General features: G+C 61.2%; 16 protein-coding genes. 5 read left to right on the top strand and 11 right to left on the bottom strand.

Going from position 1 to position 16,217, the window contains the following annotated elements:
• The first annotated feature begins 12 nt into the window (after positions 1 to 12).
• The gene (locus tag ABID12_RS07310; protein WP_354433676.1) at positions 13 to 1,353 is read left to right on the top strand and encodes an MATE family efflux transporter; all 1,341 of its coding nucleotides are present in this window, start codon (positions 13 to 15) and stop codon (positions 1,351 to 1,353) included.
• Between the two features lie 10 nt (positions 1,354 to 1,363).
• On the opposite strand, the gene ABID12_RS07305 is transcribed toward ABID12_RS07310, so the two are convergent.
• The 3 genes from ABID12_RS07305 to ABID12_RS07295 form a co-directional block, all read right to left on the bottom strand.
• On the bottom strand, positions 1,364 to 1,603 hold the full coding sequence (locus ABID12_RS07305; protein WP_106309806.1) for a hypothetical protein: 240 nt from the start codon (positions 1,601 to 1,603) through the stop codon (positions 1,364 to 1,366).
• Between the two features lie 69 nt (positions 1,604 to 1,672).
• A complete protein-coding gene (locus ABID12_RS07300) occupies positions 1,673 to 2,710 on the bottom strand; it encodes a DUF2793 domain-containing protein (RefSeq protein WP_354433675.1) in 1,038 nt (345 codons plus the stop codon).
• A gap of 85 nt (positions 2,711 to 2,795) precedes the next feature.
• Positions 2,796 to 4,334: a YifB family Mg chelatase-like AAA ATPase gene (locus ABID12_RS07295; protein WP_354433674.1), complete on the bottom strand. Its 1,539-nt coding sequence runs from the start codon at positions 4,332 to 4,334 to the stop codon at positions 2,796 to 2,798.
• A gap of 215 nt (positions 4,335 to 4,549) precedes the next feature.
• Between ABID12_RS07295 and ABID12_RS07290 the strand changes: the two genes are divergently transcribed.
• The gene (locus ABID12_RS07290; RefSeq protein ID WP_106309815.1) at positions 4,550 to 4,882 is read left to right on the top strand and encodes a TM2 domain-containing protein; all 333 of its coding nucleotides are present in this window, start codon (positions 4,550 to 4,552) and stop codon (positions 4,880 to 4,882) included.
• A gap of 8 nt (positions 4,883 to 4,890) precedes the next feature.
• On the opposite strand, the gene gshB is transcribed toward ABID12_RS07290, so the two are convergent.
• From gshB to rsmI, 8 genes are all read right to left on the bottom strand, one after another.
• Complete coding sequence (gene gshB, locus ABID12_RS07285; RefSeq protein ID WP_354433673.1) at positions 4,891 to 5,838, bottom strand: glutathione synthase; 948 nt, start codon at positions 5,836 to 5,838, stop codon at positions 4,891 to 4,893.
• A 76-nt stretch (positions 5,839 to 5,914) separates the two neighbouring features.
• A complete protein-coding gene (locus ABID12_RS07280; protein WP_354433672.1) occupies positions 5,915 to 6,919 on the bottom strand; it encodes an endonuclease/exonuclease/phosphatase family protein in 1,005 nt (334 codons plus the stop codon).
• An 11-nt stretch (positions 6,920 to 6,930) separates the two neighbouring features.
• Entirely contained in the window at positions 6,931 to 8,010 is a 1,080-nt protein-coding gene (locus tag ABID12_RS07275) for a sn-glycerol-3-phosphate import ATP-binding protein UgpC (protein WP_354433671.1), read from the bottom strand.
• A gap of 10 nt (positions 8,011 to 8,020) precedes the next feature.
• A complete protein-coding gene (locus ABID12_RS07270; RefSeq protein WP_354433670.1) occupies positions 8,021 to 8,863 on the bottom strand; it encodes an ABC transporter permease subunit in 843 nt (280 codons plus the stop codon).
• 12 nt (positions 8,864 to 8,875) lie between these two features.
• Positions 8,876 to 9,757, bottom strand: coding sequence for an ABC transporter permease subunit (locus tag ABID12_RS07265; RefSeq protein WP_354433669.1), 882 nt, complete (start codon positions 9,755 to 9,757; stop codon positions 8,876 to 8,878).
• 321 nt (positions 9,758 to 10,078) lie between these two features.
• Positions 10,079 to 11,377 carry an extracellular solute-binding protein gene (locus ABID12_RS07260; protein WP_435528190.1) on the bottom strand — a complete coding sequence of 433 codons (1,299 nt, stop codon included), beginning with the start codon at positions 11,375 to 11,377 and terminating at the stop codon, positions 10,079 to 10,081.
• A 154-nt stretch (positions 11,378 to 11,531) separates the two neighbouring features.
• Positions 11,532 to 11,894 carry a YraN family protein gene (locus ABID12_RS07255; RefSeq protein ID WP_354433668.1) on the bottom strand — a complete coding sequence of 121 codons (363 nt, stop codon included), beginning with the start codon at positions 11,892 to 11,894 and terminating at the stop codon, positions 11,532 to 11,534.
• Complete coding sequence (gene rsmI / locus ABID12_RS07250) at positions 11,884 to 12,789, bottom strand: 16S rRNA (cytidine(1402)-2'-O)-methyltransferase (RefSeq protein ID WP_354433667.1); 906 nt, start codon at positions 12,787 to 12,789, stop codon at positions 11,884 to 11,886. Before rsmI ends, ABID12_RS07255 begins: the two co-directional genes overlap by 11 nt.
• 243 nt (positions 12,790 to 13,032) lie before the next feature.
• Between rsmI and dnaN the strand changes: the two genes are divergently transcribed.
• The 3 genes from dnaN to ABID12_RS07235 all read left to right on the top strand — a co-directional run bounded on the left by dnaN (position 13,033) and on the right by ABID12_RS07235 (position 16,165).
• On the top strand, positions 13,033 to 14,151 hold the full coding sequence (gene dnaN, locus ABID12_RS07245; RefSeq protein ID WP_106309842.1) for a DNA polymerase III subunit beta: 1,119 nt from the start codon (positions 13,033 to 13,035) through the stop codon (positions 14,149 to 14,151).
• Positions 14,152 to 14,332: 181 nt separating this feature from the next.
• Positions 14,333 to 15,034 carry an orotidine-5'-phosphate decarboxylase gene (gene pyrF, locus ABID12_RS07240; RefSeq protein ID WP_354433666.1) on the top strand — a complete coding sequence of 234 codons (702 nt, stop codon included), beginning with the start codon at positions 14,333 to 14,335 and terminating at the stop codon, positions 15,032 to 15,034.
• Positions 15,035 to 15,193: 159 nt separating this feature from the next.
• Positions 15,194 to 16,165: a complex I NDUFA9 subunit family protein gene (locus ABID12_RS07235; protein WP_354433665.1), complete on the top strand. Its 972-nt coding sequence runs from the start codon at positions 15,194 to 15,196 to the stop codon at positions 16,163 to 16,165.
• Positions 16,166 to 16,217 lie beyond the last annotated feature (52 nt).

The raw sequence follows: 16,217 nt of genomic DNA, 5'->3' as shown, positions 1-16,217 counted from the left end.
GACGAACCTGTTTTGGAAACCGCTACCGGTCGCGTTCCGCGCCCTTTTTCGGTGACGCACCGGCAGGTGCTCACCATCGCCCTGCCGATGATGATCGCGCATTTTTCCACCCCGCTGGTGAGCCTTGCGGCCACCGGCGTGGTCGGGCAATTGCGCGACGAGGTGCTGATCGGCGGTGTGGCGCTGGCGGCGGTGATTTTCGATGTGCTGTTCACAACCTTCAACTTCCTGCGCGCGGCGACCACCGGCTTTACCGCGCAGGCCGTCGGGGCGGAGGATCCCCGCGCCGAACAACGCATGCTGCTCGGCGGCATCCTGATCGCGGTCGGTTCCGGTCTTCTTATCCTGGCGCTGCATGTTCCCATCGGCCGGCTTGGGCTTTACGTGCTCGATGCCGACGGCGCGGTGGGGGACGCGGCCTGGACCTATTATGCCTGGCGGGTGTGGTCGGCGCCGTTCGCGCTGTTCAATTTCGTCGTCTTCGGCTGGGTTATCGGCCGCGGCGAGGCGGTGACCGCGCTTCTCCTGCAGGTCGCGCTCAACGCGCTCAACCTGTTTTTCAGCTTCTTCTGGGTATTGTGGCTGAATTACGGGCTTGCGGGCGCGGGCGCGGCAAGTCTGGTCGCCGAGGGGCTGACGGCGATTGCCGGCGTCGTTCTCATCCTGCGCCGCACCGACCGGCATAAATGGGAAGTGCCGGATCTTGTCACCGTGAAACGGCTTTTCTCGGTCAACCGCGACATGATGATCCGCTCCTTTGCGCTTTTGATCGGGCTTTCGTTTTTCACACGACAATCGGGCGTTCTGGGTATCGATGTTCTGGCCGCCAACACGGTGCTGCTGCGCTACTATTTCTTCGGTGTTGCCTTTCTCGATGGCTTTGCCACCGCCGCCGAGCAGCTTGCCGGCCGCGCTGTCGGGGCCTTCTATCGCCCGGCCTTTGACCGGGTGATCCGGCTGACCACGCTCTGGGGCGTGGCGATGGCGGTGTTTGTCTCCGCTGCGTTTTTCATCTCCGGGCCATATGTGGTCGCGCTGATCGCGCCGATTGCCGAAACCCAGGCGCTGGCCCATGTCTATCTGCCTTACGCGGCGATCATGCCGCTTGTCGGCGTCATTGCCTTCCAGATGGACGGGGTGTTCATCGGTGCGACATGGTCACGCGAAATGCGCACGCTGATGCTGTTTTCGCTTGCCTGTTATTTCGCCGCCTGGGCCGTGCTGCAGCCGCTTTTCGGCAATCACGGCCTGTGGATTGCCATGCTGCTGTTTCAGGGCGTGCGCTCTGTCGCTTTCCGCTACATGCTGCCGAAGCTGGCGGACCGCACTTTTCCGGGGCCTCACCCGGCCTGAGATTTTTGGCCTATTCTTCCGGTGTGTTTTCAGGTTCGCTGAAATAGGAACTGTCCGGAGAAATGAAGAAGGCATAGGCCATGTAGGCTGCGGCCGCGCCAAACAGGATCGACCAGTAGGGCGAGCCGATAAAGATTTCGGCAACGGCCCAGCCGCCACACACCGCAACCGCCAGGACCCGGATCCAGAGCGGCTTGAGAGACGGATGTTTCAGATTGAGGCTTTCGCGCCAGTCGATCTTGCCTGCCATGTCATCGCCTTTCCGGGGTGTGTTTCGACAAGGCATAGCGGGGAAGGGCGGTCAATGGCAAGACGAACCTCAAAGCAGCATGGCCGTCACTTCCGTCGCGCCGTAGCCGAGTTCATAGGTTGCGGTGCCGGTAAAGGCGATGCGGGCATAATCACCGGCCGAAAAATAGCTGATGGCGGAAGCCGAATGGGTGAGCGGACTGCCGCCGGTGGCAATCCCGCGCAGGATGACGCAGTTTTCCGACCCGTTCTTTTCGAGGGACACCGTATAGCTGCCCGTGGCCGCGGCCGTGACGGTGAGGTTAACGGCGTAATAGCCGCTTGTCGGAAACATAAGCCGGTTGCCGCCGCCGGTGACAGCCCCACCCAACGCAAATCCGCCTTCACCGACATGCAGGGTGCCAAACCCGCGGCTTGCCGGGCCTGTAATCAGGGTGGATCCGCTCGGGGCCGCCGCGCGGGCAAGCGGTCGCGATGGCATGGCAACGGCGCCTTCGGGGGTGATCCGAAGCGCCTCGTACCAGCTTGCGCCATCGGGACTGGTCTTGATCGCGAAGTTGTCCGAGCCGGCAAGCCCCATTTCCGCCCGGCCCGACCAGCCTGTCTGGTAGAGCAGGGACGCCGTGTCGCCCGCCGTTGCCTTGTTGATCTTCAGTTGGTGCCCGCTGCCGGCATTGTTGAAAAGCGTTGCGGGGGATGAAACCGAAAGCCGGTTTGTGGCATCGGCGGCGGCGTTGATGCCGAGCATGGAAGCTGAGAGGTCGGCCGGCAAGGGTGGGGAAACCCAGTCGGTGCCGTCGAAAATGCGCAAGGCGCTGTCTGCGGCAAACCAGGCAGACCAGCCGGTGACCGGTGTGATGAACTGCCAGTAGCCGTCCTGAAAGATCGCAATCGCACCGGCATGTCCCGCCCATTCGCCGGTCGGCGCCTCCGTGACCAGATGGCAGGTTCCGTCATCGGGGCTTGCAGGCGGTGCAGTGCCGGCGCTGAGAACCGTGAGATGGACGATTGCATCGAGCCGCTGAAGCGCCTCGTTGTGTGTGACGTGTTTCTGGGCCTGTGCGGGCAGTATGAAGGGAAGGCCGATCCTGGCCGTCTGATCCGACATGTTACACTCCTGTTGCGGGCCTGTGGCCTGATGGCTCAAGCCTAGCGCCGTCGGAGTGCGCGGGGAAAAAGGTGGGCGATGCGCCCTATGCCGCGGTATTAACGCGTTCGGCCGCAGAGACCCGGTAGGCAATGGCCTCGCCGATATGCACCCGGCCGACTGTTGCCTTGCCGTCGAGATCGGCGATGGTGCGGGCAACCTTCAGCACGCGGTGATAACCACGGGCGGAAAATCGCATCTTCTCGGCTGCTTCCCGCAAAAGTGCCAGCCCGGGCGCATCGGGTTCAGCAAGCTTCTCGATCACATTGGCCGAACAGCGGGCATTGACGGTGGCCGGATCGCTTCCGAGCGCCGCAAAGCGTTCGCGCTGGGCCTGACGGGCCCGGGCCACGCGGTTTGCCACGGCGGCGCTTGTCTCGCCGGTGGCGCTGGCGCCGATGAGATCCATGGCGCTGACGGCCGGGACGTCGATCCGGATATCGATCCGGTCCATCATCGGCCCGGAGATGCGCGCCTGATAATCGGCGGCGCAACGCGGTCCCCGCGCGCAGCTATGGCCGGGCTCACCCGCCATGCCGCAGCGGCAGGGATTCATGGCAGCGACGAGCTGGAAGGCGGCCGGGTAGGAAACCCGGTGGTTGGCGCGCGCAATCACACACTCACCACTCTCCAGCGGCTGGCGCAGCGCATCGAGCACCTGCGGCGAAAATTCCGGCAGTTCGTCGAGAAACAGGACGCCGTGATGGGCAAGTGATGCTTCCCCCGGTCGCGCCTTTATACCACCGCCGACGAGTGACGCCATGCTGGCGGAGTGATGCGGCGCGCGGAAAGGCCGGCGGTCGGACAGGCGTCCGCCGGAAAGCTTGCCCGCAATCGAATGCACCATCGACATGTCCAGAAGTTCCTGCGGTAACAGCGGCGGCAGGATCGAAGGAAGACGCGCGGCCAGCATTGATTTGCCCGATCCCGGCGGGCCGACCATCAGCAGGTTGTGGCCACCGGCGGCCGCCACTTCGAGTGCGCGCTTGGCGCTTTCCTGTCCCTTGATTTCGGCAAGGTCCGGCAGGTTTCGGGCGCTGGCGCGGACGGCTGGGGCCGGGCGCGAAAGAACCTGTGTGCCCTTGAAATGATTGGCGATCGCAATCAGGCTTTTCGGTGCCAGAACATCGATATCGCTTCCGGCCCATGCGGCTTCCGGGCCACAATCGGCCGGGCATATCAGCCCCTTGTCCTGTGCGTTTGCGGTTATGGCGGCCGGTAGCGCACCGGCGACGGCGGCAATCGTGCCGTCGAGATTGAGTTCGCCGATGACGACGTAACCGGTCAGCGCATCCGCCGGCACGGCGCCAAGGGTTGCCATCAGCCCCAGCGCAATGGCGAGATCGAAATGCGAACCCTCCTTCGGCAGGTCAGCAGGCGCGAGGTTGACGGTCACCCGTTTGGGCGGCAGGGCAAGGCCGGTGGCATGAAGGGCGGCCTGCACCCGCTCACGGCTTTCGGCGACCGCCTTGTCGGGCAGGCCGACGATCTGCATGCCGATCTTGCCCGGCGCCACCATCACCTGAACATCGACCGGAACCCCCTCGATCCCCTGAAATGCAACCGTCTGTATTCTCGACACCATGACAAGCCCCGCTCCGATCGGTGTTCGCTGAAAACGACATTCCGTCAAACCTTTTGGTTGTAAAGATTCCACAATGCGCGCATTAATGCAAGAACAAAAGAGGAACTTATCGGAGCGCAGGATATGTCAATGTCATTGGGGATGGACATTTGCCGTGTTCGCACCGTAAACGATTCGAAACACAGACTTGCCGGCAAGATAAGGCGGAGATTGAAATGGGACTGACAACCGAAGAACAGATCCTGATCGAACAGCGGATAACCAATGGCGCGAAATCGGCGGCTGCGGCCTATCTGCTCTGGTTTTTCGTCGGCTGGGCCGGCGCTCACCGGTTTTATCTCGGTCGGCCCGGCACGGCCGTCACCATGCTGCTGCTGAATGTCGTCGGCTGGCTGACACTGGTTTTCTTTATCGGTTTTCTGTTTCTGGCCATTTTCGGCATCTGGTGGCTGGTCGACCTGTTCCTGATCTCCGGCATGATCGAAGCCCAGAAGAACGAACTGCGCACCTCACTCACGCAGCAGGCGCTGGTCGGGCAGACGAAATAGCGTCTCACTCAGCTGCGCTTTTTCTCGATCGCGTCCCACATCAGCGCTGAAATATCCGCGCCGCCGAATTTCTGCACTTCGCGGATGCCGGTGGGCGAGGTGACGTTGATCTCGGTCATGTAGTCGCCGATGACGTCGATGCCGACCAGGATGAAGCCGCGTTCCTTCAGCGCCGGGCCGATGCGGTCGCAGATTTCCTTCTCGCGCGCCGTCAGCTCGGAGGGTTCCGCGCGGCCGCCGACATGCATGTTGGAGCGGCTGTCGGTTTCGGCCGGCACGCGGTTGATCGCGCCAGCGAATTCGCCATCAACGAGGATGATGCGCTTGTCGCCCTTGCGCACGGCCGGCAGGTAGGCCTGGGCGATATAGGGCTCGCGGAACATCTGCGCGAACATTTCCAGAAGCGAGGTGAAATTGCGGTCGTCGCGGGTGGAGTGGAACACGCCGGCGCCGCCGTTTCCGTAAAGCGGCTTCAGGATGATGTCGCCCATTTCCTCGCGGAACCGCGCAATCTCGCCTTCGTCCTTGGTAATCAGCGTCGGCGGCATCAGGTCGGCGAATTCGGTGACGAAAATCTTTTCCGGCGAATTGCGCACCCAGGCCGGATCGTTGACCACCAGCGTCTTCGGGTGGATGCGCTCCAAAAGATGGGTGGAGGTGATATAGGCCATGTCGAAGGGCGGGTCCTGGCGCAGCAGCACCACATCCATGGTCGAAAGGTCGACGCGTTCGGCCGCACCGAGCGTATAATGGTCGCCCTCGACATCGCGCAGCGTCATCGGCTCGACGGCGGCGAAGACCTTGCCGTCGCGCAGGCTCAGCCGGTCGGGCGTGTAGTGAAACAGGTTATAACCCCGGTTCTGGGCTTCCAGACACATGGCGAAGGTCGAATCGCCTGCAATCTTGACGGTGGAGATATGGTCCATCTGGACAGCGACGTTTTTGATTGCGGCCATGAAACTGGAGCCCCCGATATGGTTTGAAGCGCCACGATATGTAGTCATCGCGGTGCTGCTTGGCAATCGTTCCCGATCAGGAGCGGACGCCGGCGACAGTGCAGATCAGCAGGTCGTGGTCCGACAGGGGCTTGCCGTCGGCATCAAGGGCGTCGATGACGCGGCTTTCGGAAATGTCCAGCCCACGGGACAGAAACCAGTCGAGCTTCATCTGCTTCGGGCGCTCCTCCGAGATCAGGCTCGGCCGTGTTGTCATCCGGTCCGCTGGTCCGCCGTGGCGCTCATAGCCCTTGTCTGCGGCAAGCGAAAACAGTGTCTCGACGTCCGGGTCGCCACCGCTGCGGTTGACGGTGTTGAGATCGCCACCGATCAGCACCGGAAGGCCGGAAAAATGCCAGTCGACAAGCGCGAAGATATCGGCCATCTGCCGTTCGCGAAGCGCAATGTCGCCATGGCTTTCCAGATGGGTCGACAGCGCGACGAGGGGCCCTTGCGCCGTTTCGATCTGCGCACCGATGGCCATGCGCGCGCCGATGCGCGGCTGGTCCTTGTCGCGGCTGAACCAGATCGGATCGCCGGAAAGCGGCAGCATGAACGGGCTGACCAGCGGTGTGCGGGCAAGCAGCGCATTGCCGTGAAAGCCCCTGGCGTTGAAATCGTCAGTGCAGAAGGGCCGCTCTGCGGCATTGCCGAGACCGAGTTCGATGAACTCGACGCCATAGGCATAGGCCATGGCCAGATCGTCGGCGATTTCTGCGGTCGGGTGGCGCTGGGCGGTGCGCGCCATGCCGTTGTCCATTTCCGAAAGCATCACCACGTCGGCATTTTCCGCAGCAAGCCTTGAAGCGCTTTCATGCGGGAAAAGACCGCGCTGCAGGTTCCAGGCGGCCGCCGTAAAGGGAAAGGCAAGCGGCATATCCCTGTCCGGCCTGCCGCCGGTCTCGATCGTGTGCAGGCATCCAAGCTCCTGCTGCAGCCGGTCATGGATGTGATTTGCCTTCTCAAGGCCTGAGATACGCGCGCGCTCGGCGCGTCCGGGCGCATCGAGTGCGGGGACACAATCGGTAAAGAGTTCTGGCATGGGTCGCATTTTCAAGCTTCAGCCGGTGCGCTCCGGGAATGGACCCGCTTGCCGGTCTCGCCATCATAGAAATGCAGCCTGTCCGGATCAATTGAAAAGCGCATCTCGTCACCCAGCGGAATGGCGGGCGACAGGGCCGCCGTCAATTTCTGTTCGCCGATCAGGCAATGGGCAAGGCGGGTGGCCCCCAACTCCTCGATATAGTCGAGCCTGGCCGTGATCGTATGCGCGGAAGGCTGGTCGGCGACCTGCAGGTCCTCGGCGCGGATGCCAACGGTCAGCGGGCCGGAAACCGGCAGGTCGCGCGTCATGTTCAGCACATTGTAGCCAAGCGCGAGCCGGTCATCGTTAAGCTCTGCGGAAAGCAGGTTCATCGCGGGAGAACCGATGAAATTGGCAACGAAGGTGGAGGCCGGCTTGTGGTAGACGTCGAGCGGCGTGCCGATCTGCTCTATGCGCCCGGCGTTCAAAACCACCAGCCGGTCGGCCAGCGTCATTGCCTCGAGCTGGTCATGGGTGACATAGATCGAGGTGGTGCCGAGGCGCTTTTGCAGATGCTTGATCTCGCCGCGCATGGAAACGCGCAGCTTGGCATCGAGGTTTGATAGCGGCTCGTCAAACAGGAAAGCGGCAGGCTTGCGCACGATGGCGCGCCCCATGGCGACACGCTGACGCTGGCCGCCGGAAAGCGCGCGCGGCTTGCGCTCCAGATAGGGCTCCAGCTCCAGCATGCGCGCGGCTTCCTTCACCCGCGCCTCGATCTCGGCCTTCGGCGTGCCCCGGTTTTTCAGGCCATAGGCGAGATTGTTATAGACCGTCATATGCGGATAGAGCGCGTAGTTCTGGAACACCATGGCGATATCGCGCTCGGCCGGGTCCTTCTTGTTGACCACGGCGCCGCCGATCTTCACCTCGCCCTCGGTGATTGCCTCAAGGCCGGCAACCATACGCAAAAGAGTGGATTTACCGCAGCCTGACGGGCCGACGAGCACGATGAACTCGCCATCCTCGATCTTGATATCGACATTGTCGACTGCGCGGGTGTCGCCGGAATAGATCTTGGAGACCTTTGAAATTTCGATAGCAGCCATTTTATTCTTCCTATTTGTCGCTTTCCGTCAGGCCCTTGATGAACCAGCTCTGGAAGATCACCACGATGAGGATCGGCGGCAGCATGGCGAGCACCGCCAGCGCGAAGGCCTGGTTATATTCGGGGATCTGGCTTCCGACCCAGACGAGGAGGATCTGCTTGATGCCGCGCACCAGCGTGTAGAAGCTTTCCTCGTTGGTCATGATCATCGGCCACAGATACTGGTTCCAGCCATAAACGAACATGATGATGAAGATCGCCGCGATCATGGTTTTCGACAGCGGTACGAGAATGTCGATGAAGAACTTGAACGGCCCGGCGCCATCGATGCAGGCGGCCTCCAGCAGTTCGTCGGGGACCGATTTGAAGAACTGGCGGAAGAAGAAGGTGCCGGTGGCCGATGCAAGCAGCGGTACGATCAGGCCGGTATAGGTGTTGACCAGTCCCAGCTTCGTCATCACGTCGTAAGAGGGCAGGATGCGCACTTCGAGCGGCAGCAGCAGGGTGGTGAAAATCATCCAGAAGAACAGCGTCGAAAACCGTGAGCGGAAGTAGACGAGCCCATAGGCCGCCAACATCGACAGCACGATCTTGCCGACGGCAAAGCCGATGCCGAGGATGAAGGAGTTCATCACCATGCGGGCGCCGGTGACATCGCCGGTAAAGCCGCCCTTTCGGGCCAGCACTTCCTTGTAGGTCGAAACGAAATCATCGCCCCAGGTGACCTGAAGGCCCTTCATGTGCACGTCAACGGCCTCATGGGTCGATGTCATGAAGGCGACGAAAATCGGTCCGACCATGATGAATACGCCGAAGATGAGGATGAGGTGGTCCGTGAGAGTTGTCTTGTGCATTGGTCCGGCTCCTCAGTTGTAGTGCACGCGCCGCTCGATGAAGCGGAACTGGAAGAAGGTGAGCACCAGCACGATCAGCATCAAAATGACCGATTGCGCGGCCGAACCGCCGATGTCATTGCCGCGGAAACCGTCCATATAAACCTTGTAGACCAGGGTGATCGGGTTGTTGGCGGCCTTGTCCTTCACGATCACATCGATGATGCCGAACGTGTCGAACAGCGAATAGGTCATGTTGATGATCAGGAGGAAAAAGGCCGTCGGCGCCAGAAGCGGCAGTGTTACCGTCCAGAATCGACTGAGCCGCGAACGGTTGTCGATGGCGGCTGCTTCCCGCACGGAAACCGGGATGGACTGGAGACCCGACAGGAAGAAGATGAAATTGTAGGGAATCTGCTTCCACACGGCGACGGTGATCATCGCAAAGGCGGTGTCGAAATAATTGATGCCGACCTTCATGTCCCAGCCGAACCACGCCGCCATCTTCACGAAGGGACCGATATGCTGGTCGAAGAACATCATGCCGATCAGGCCCGCCACCGGCGGCGCGATGGCATAGACGGAAATCAGCAGCGTCTTGTAGCTGCTCGAACCGCGAATGACGTCATCGGCCTTGGAGGCGAGAATGAGACCCAGGGCGAGCGAGAAGAAGGTCACCAGAACCGTGAAGAGCACGGTGAACTGGGCGACCTGCAGGTAATAGCTCGATGTCAGCGCGTCGGTATAATTATCAAGGCCGACAAAACTCGCGCTGAAGCCGAAGGGGTCCTCCAGATAGAAGGAAGACTGGATCGCCTGCACCGACGGCCAGTAGAAGAAGATCACGATGATGGCCATCTGCGGCAGCACGAAAAGATAAGGCAGCAGGGGCGAATTGAACTGGACGCGCTTCATTTTTTGTTTCCTGTTGCGGTCGGGGCGACGACTCCGCCCATGCCGCATAGCCCCCAAGTCTTCTCGCCCCGGAGGGGAGAGATGTCGCGACAGCGACAGTGAGGGGGAGTCTATTCCCTCGGGTGCCCTTGCGATTAGGTACGCTGCTTCACCCTCACCGCCCCTTTCGGGGCATCTCTCCCGCAAGCGGGAGAGAGTATCGGGAGCAAGGTTCGTCACTCGGGCAAACGCGACCGCCATTTGCGGCGGGACTACATTTTCCAAACACGCCAAAATCCGGGAGCGTTAGCCCCCGGATCGGCTGTTTCGGTGCGCAGCGCCTTAGTTGGAAGCGGTCTTGGCGAAGCGGGCGAGAAGGGCGTTGCCTTCTTCCTGGATCGTCGCCATGGCGTCTTCAACGGTGGTCTCGCCGGCGAAGATCTTGTTGTATTCGCGTTCCATGACTTCGCGGATCTGCGGGTAGAAACCCATGCGATAGCCCTTCGACCATTCGCCGCCCGGCAGCGACAGCTGCTGGATGCCGACCTCGGCAACCGGCTGCTCTTCATACCAGCCATCTTCCTTGGCCAGTTCGTAAGCGGCGGTGGTGACCGGAACATAGCCGGTGGACTTGTGCCAGAAGTACTGGATTTCCGGCGAGGTCAGGAACTGGAAGAAGTCGGCCGTGCACTGGTTCTGGGCGTCATCCTTGCCGGAAAGCGCGAAGAGGGCAGCGCCGCCGATGAAGGAGTTGGTGCCGGCGCCTTCAATTGCGTCCCAGTAGGGCAGGAAGGTTGCCGAGAAGGGCATCTGGGCGGTCTTCTGCAGGCCGCCAAAGGAGCCCGAGGAGCCAACCCACAGGGCAACCTTGTCTTCTTCGAAAGGCTTCTGGTTGTCTGACCAGCCGGCGCCGTAATAGCCGAAATAGCCGTTGTCGTACCAGTCCTTGAGCTTTTCATACATCATGATGTGCTCGGGCGTGTCGACCAGGATTTCGGTGCCCTCGACGCTGTCATAGCCATTGTTGTTGGTGGCAAACTGGAGATTGTTGCGCGAGAAGAAGTTCTCGGTCATTTCCCAGGTAAGCTGCGACTGGACGAGCGGGACATAGCCGGCGTCTTTCAGGGCAGGAGCGATTTCCTCGAACTCTTCCCAGGTCTTCGGCGGCTCGACACCGGCCTTTTCGAAGGCTTCGGTGTTGATGTACATGATCGGCGCGGAAGAGTTGAACGGCATGCCGACGAATTTGCCGTCGCCGTCGGCGTAGAAATAGCGCACGCCCTCGATGAAGTCTTCGCGGTTGAAATCGTAGCCGGCATTGTTGATCAGGTCTTCAGCGGCAACGGCGGCGCCCTTGGCATTCATGATGGTGGCGGCGCCGGCGTCGAAGACCTGCAGGATGTTCGGCTGTTCGCCCGAGCGGAAGGCGGCAATGCCAGATGCGAGCGCTTCTTCATAAGTGCCCTTGGAAACCGGCGTCAGGGTGCAGGAGTCTTGTGCGGCATTGAACTTTTCGGAAATCTGGTTGATGACTTCCTGGTTCTTGCCGCCCATGCCGTGCCACCAGGTGATGTCGGTGGCGGCGAATGCGGTTGAGGTCGAAAGGCCGACAGTCAGCGCGGCCAGAACAAATTTCTTCATAATGAAAGTCCCCGTTCAGAATCTGAGAAATCATCGCTCGGGATGATGGGTCGGACCTATTGCGGTTGCGTGACGCCTGAACGAAGGATTTGTTTCAGATTTGTAAAACCGGATATGCGCGAACGTGCACTTGCGCATTATCAATGCTGCATCGTCAGAATGCGCCCGGGAAGTGCAGGGGCAGGCGGCCGGGCAGGCAGGCGATGATGTCGTAGCGTTGCGACAGACGATGGGCATCGGTCTGCCGCGAAAGCCAGATATCGGACGCTGAACGTATGCGCCTTTGGGCAGACGCGGTCACGGCATCGATGGCCAGCTGCTCGCTTCTGCGCGCCTTGACCTCGACGAAAATGGCCAGGTCGCCCTTGCGGGCGACGATGTCGATCTCGCCGGCATGGCATTTGAAACGCGTGGCCAGGATGCGATAACCCTTCAGACGCAGATAAAAGGCGGCAAGGCGTTCGGCGCGCCGTCCGCGCCGTTCCGCGCTGCGCCTCTTGTCGGCCTCACGCGCCATTGCCGTCCTTTATCGCCAGAAGCCGCTGGTAGAGGTCCTTGCGCGGCAGGCCGGTTTCCTTTGCGGCCTGCGCTGCGGCCTTGGCCGCCGGCATGTCGGCGACCAGCAGTTTCAGCAATGCGTCGATATCTGCTTGTTTCGGGGCTTCCGCTGCCGGCGGCGGGCCGATGACGAGGACGATCTCGCCCTTCACTTCCGCACCGCGATAGGCCTCGGCAAGTTCGCCCAGTGTGCCGCGCCGGAACTCCTCATAGGTCTTGGTCAGCTCCCGGCAGACGGCGGCCGGCCGGCTCGCGCCCAGCACCTCACAGGCGGCCTGAAGCGTTGCGCCGATGCGGTGCGGTGATTCGAAGAAGATCAGCGTTGCCGGAACATGCATGAGTTCTAAAAGCCGGTCGCGGCGGCCCTTGTCCTTGTGCGGCAGGAAACCGGCAAAGAAGAAGGCATCATTCGGCAAGCCTGCGCCCACAAGGGCTGCCAGCGGCGCCGATGCGCCGGGGATCGGCACGACCTTGATATCGTCTGCAATGGCCATGCCGGCAAGCCTGTAACCGGGATCGGAAACCAGCGGCGTGCCGGCATCGGAAACAAGCGCGACGCCTTTGCCGTCCCGCAGTGCCGCCAGCAGATGCTCACCGGCCTTTTCCGCATTGTGTTCGTGATAGGCGAAGGGGCGCTTGCGGATCGCGAAGCGGTCCAGGAGCTTGCGGGTCACGCGCGTGTCTTCGCAGGCGAGAATGTCGGCGCCGGCGAGGGTTTCAAGCGCCCGCACGGTCATGTCGCCGAGATTGCCGATCGGCGTTGCCACCAGGTAAAGGCCGGGCGCCAGCGGGCGGGCCTCGATGGAATGTCCCGCGATTTCGAAACGGTTGCTGTCGCTTTCGTCTATACTCATCTTCCCGACCTTGCTTTTTCCTCTTTGAACATGACCTTAATGCTGCGACAAGGGGTAAAGGTCAGGCGGTGACAGCGGATACCGGCGACAGAAGTGGAATAAATGCGCGCGCGCCATGGCGGCCCTTGCAATCGGCGCTGAATTGCTGTCATTTTGTCTCCCCGCCTGTGGCCTTTCCGGCTGCGGGCCGTGTTCGACTGCCGTCCGGTATTTGTCCCGTGCGAAAGAGTGAAAGCGAAAGTCATGCGTATCACGCTCGAGAGATCCAATCTGCTGAAGTCCCTGAACCATGTTCACCGCGTGGTCGAACGCCGCAATACCATTCCGATTCTCTCGAATGTTCTGTTGAAGGCCGAAGGCGCCGATCTGGAAATGAAGGCGACCGACCTGGACCTCGAGATCACCGAGAAGACCCCGGCCATGGTCGAGCAGGCAGGCGCGACCACCGTGCCGGCCCATCTGCTGTACGAGATCGTCCGCAAGCTTTCCGACGGTTCGGAGGTGTCGCTGGCAACCGCGCCCGACGGCCAGACCATTTCCGTTTTTTCCGGCAAGTCCAAGTTCTCGCTGCAATGCCTGCCGCAGGAAGACTTCCCGGACCTGACCGCGGGAAGCTTCAGCCATGCCTTCAAGCTGAAGGCTTCCGATCTGAAGATGCTGATCGATCGCACCCAGTTTGCGATTTCGACCGAGGAAACCCGTTATTATCTGAACGGTATTTTCTTCCATGCCATGGCCGAGGGGTCCGATCTGAAGCTGCGCGCTGTCGCCACCGACGGTCACCGTCTGGCGCGTGCCGAAATCGACGCGCCCTCGGGCTGCGAGAACATGCCGGGCGTGATCATTCCGCGCAAGACCGTCGGCGAGTTGCAGAAACTTGTCGACGATCCCGAGATCATTGTCGCCGTCGAAGTGTCCGACGCCAAGATCCGCTTCACCATCGGCTCGGTGGTCATCACGTCCAAGCTGATCGACGGCACCTTCCCGGACTATCAGCGCGTGATCCCGGCCAACAACGACCGCGAAATGCGGATCGAGTGCGATGCTTTTGCCAAGGCCGTTGACCGCGTGTCGACCGTTTCGTCGGAGCGCGGGCGCGCCGTCAAGCTGTCGCTTGGCGAAGGGCAGCTGACGCTCACCGTCAACAATCCCGATTCGGGCAGCGCCACCGACGAATTGGCCGTCGGTTACGACAGCGAGGCAATGGATATCGGCTTCAACGCCAAATATCTGCTCGACATCACCGCGCAGCTGACCGGCGACGAGGCGATCTTCCTGTTTGCCGATGCGGGGTCTCCGACGCTAGTGCGTGATACCGACAACGAAAACGCGCTCTACGTTCTGATGCCGATGCGGGTCTGAAGCGTCGGGTGAAAAGGGGTTACCGGTTTTCCGCTAACCCGCCGCGCCACAACAAAGAATCTGAAGAACCGGGCGATGCTGGCGCGTCGTCCGGTTTTCCATGTGGCGCTTTGCCCTTTTCATCGAATAGCTTTTGTGCCAATTGAAGCGCGAATAAGTTGCGGAACGAAGGGGCGATACCATGGGCGCACGCGAACGCTTGATCGTAGGGCTGGATGTCCCGACTGTTGACGAGGCTGAGCGAATGGTCTCGCGGCTTGGTGACAGTGTCTCCTTTTACAAGATCGGCTATCAGCTTGCCTTTGCCGGCGGGCTTTCCTTTGCGCGCGAACTGGCCGCCGACGGCAAGCAGATCTTCCTCGACATGAAGCTGCTCGATATCGACAACACGGTTGCCAAGGGCGTCGAGAATATCGCCAAGATGGGCATGTCGATGCTCACGCTGCATGCCTATCCCAAGGCAATGCGCGCGGCCGTCGAAGCGGCCAACGGTTCCGGGCTCTGCCTGCTCGGCGTGACGGTGCTGACCTCGATGGACAATCACGACCTCGAAGAAGCCGGCTATCCCGGCGATGCGCAGGCGCTGGTGAAACGGCGCGCCGAACAGGCGGTGGAAGCCGGCATGGGCGGGATCGTCTGCTCGGCGGCGGAGGCGACGCTGGTGCGCAATATTATCGGCCCGGACAAGGCGCTCGTGACGCCGGGCATTCGTCCGGCCGGCGCGGCGGCAGACGACCAGAAGCGGGTGATGACGCCGGCCCTTGCGATTGCGGCGGGTGCATCGCATCTCGTTGTTGCCCGTCCGGTGATCCGGTCGGAAGACCCCAAAGCCGCTGCCGACGGCATCGTTTCGGAGATTGAAAGCGCCGTTGCGGCAAATTAGACTTCCGTCATGTGTCCGTTTCGACACGACCGGCAGGGTTTTTGACGCTGATGCGGTGACGTTGACGCGACTGCGTCAGCTTGACCCTTCACCTTGGGTTCGGTTTGGTCTATTGGACAAGATAATCATTCAGGCATTCGGCGATCTCAGGAGCTCGGCATGACGCTATCGAATATACCCCCGCTGGTCACGGTTTTCGGCGGATCGGGTTTTGTCGGGCGCTATGTTGTCCGCGCCCTTGCAAAACGGGGCTATCGCATTCGTGTGGCGGTTCGCCGTCCGGATCTGGCGCTGTTCCTGCAGCCGCTCGGCAATGTCGGGCAGATCACGTTCTTCCAGTCCAATCTGCGGTTTTCCGATTCGGTGCGCCGCGCGGTGGAAGGCGCCGATCATGTCGTCAATTGTGTCGGTCTTCTGTTTGAAAACGGCAAGAACGGTTTCGACGCGGTCCAGTCCGAAGGCGCCCGCCTGGTGGCGGAAGCTGCGCATGAACAGGGCGCAACCCTCACTCATGTTTCCGCAATCGGCGCCGACAAGGACAGCCCGTCGCATTATGCCCGTTCCAAGGCTGCGGCCGAAGCCGCCGTTCAGAAAATCGTGCCCGATGCCGTGATCGTCCGTCCGTCGATCATCTTCGGGCCGGAAGACGATTTCTTCAACAAGTTCGGCAAGATGTCGCTTATCTCGCCGTTCCTGCCGTTGATCGGCGGCGGCAAGACCAAATTCCAGCCGGTCTATGTCGGCGATGTTGCCGAGGTGATCGCGCGCTCTGTCGACGGACAGCTTGCCGGCGGCCAGGTCTACGAGCTTGGCGGCCGCGATGTGCTGAGCTTCCGCGAATGTCTTGAGGAGGTCCTGAAGGTGACCGGTCGCAAGCGTGCGCTTGTGTCGCTGCCCTTCGGCCTTGCATCCTTCTTCGGCGGGATCGCGGGTGCCATTCCGCTGATCACGCCGCCCTTGACCGCCGATCAGGTCAGGCTTTTGAAAACTGACAATGTCGTTTCGGAGGCTGCCGTGTCGGAAGGGCGCACGCTGAGCGGGCTCGGTATTCGTGCCGCGCAGCTCGATGCCGTGTTGCCGACCTATCTCGTGCAGTACCGTCAGCACGGGCAATTCGGAAGAGCAGCCTGACAAAGTGGGACGCGAAGACCCCTTCGTGCGCTTTTTTAACAAAATTTAGCCA

It is taken from the genome of Martelella mangrovi, from assembly GCF_040545495.1.
Lineage (GTDB): Bacteria > Pseudomonadota > Alphaproteobacteria > Rhizobiales > Rhizobiaceae > Martelella > Martelella mangrovi.
The sequence above is the reverse complement of the archived record's forward strand: the minus strand, read 5'-3'. Positions and strand labels throughout refer to the sequence as shown.

Excerpts from the sequence above, each read along its gene's own strand:
- ABID12_RS07255 (WP_354433668.1), bottom strand. The coding sequence starts at position 11,894 with ATGGCGCGTGAGGCCGACAAGAGGCGCAGCGCGGAACGGCGCGGACGG.
- dnaN (WP_106309842.1), top strand. The coding sequence starts at position 13,033 with ATGCGTATCACGCTCGAGAGATCCAATCTGCTGAAGTCCCTGAACCAT.
- ABID12_RS07270 (WP_354433670.1), bottom strand. The coding sequence starts at position 8,863 with ATGCACAAGACAACTCTCACGGACCACCTCATCCTCATCTTCGGCGTA.
- ABID12_RS07300 (WP_354433675.1), bottom strand. The coding sequence starts at position 2,710 with ATGTCGGATCAGACGGCCAGGATCGGCCTTCCCTTCATACTGCCCGCA.
- ABID12_RS07280 (WP_354433672.1), bottom strand. The coding sequence starts at position 6,919 with ATGCCAGAACTCTTTACCGATTGTGTCCCCGCACTCGATGCGCCCGGA.
- gshB (WP_354433673.1), bottom strand. The coding sequence starts at position 5,838 with ATGGCCGCAATCAAAAACGTCGCTGTCCAGATGGACCATATCTCCACC.
- ABID12_RS07265 (WP_354433669.1), bottom strand. The coding sequence starts at position 9,757 with ATGAAGCGCGTCCAGTTCAATTCGCCCCTGCTGCCTTATCTTTTCGTG.
- ABID12_RS07305 (WP_106309806.1), bottom strand. The coding sequence starts at position 1,603 with ATGGCAGGCAAGATCGACTGGCGCGAAAGCCTCAATCTGAAACATCCG.
- ABID12_RS07290 (WP_106309815.1), top strand. The coding sequence starts at position 4,550 with ATGGGACTGACAACCGAAGAACAGATCCTGATCGAACAGCGGATAACC.
- ABID12_RS07275 (WP_354433671.1), bottom strand. The coding sequence starts at position 8,010 with ATGGCTGCTATCGAAATTTCAAAGGTCTCCAAGATCTATTCCGGCGAC.
- rsmI (WP_354433667.1), bottom strand. The coding sequence starts at position 12,789 with ATGAGTATAGACGAAAGCGACAGCAACCGTTTCGAAATCGCGGGACAT.
- ABID12_RS07235 (WP_354433665.1), top strand. The coding sequence starts at position 15,194 with ATGACGCTATCGAATATACCCCCGCTGGTCACGGTTTTCGGCGGATCG.
- ABID12_RS07295 (WP_354433674.1), bottom strand. The coding sequence starts at position 4,334 with ATGGTGTCGAGAATACAGACGGTTGCATTTCAGGGGATCGAGGGGGTT.
- pyrF (WP_354433666.1), top strand. The coding sequence starts at position 14,333 with ATGGGCGCACGCGAACGCTTGATCGTAGGGCTGGATGTCCCGACTGTT.
- ABID12_RS07260 (WP_435528190.1), bottom strand. The coding sequence starts at position 11,377 with ATGAAGAAATTTGTTCTGGCCGCGCTGACTGTCGGCCTTTCGACCTCA.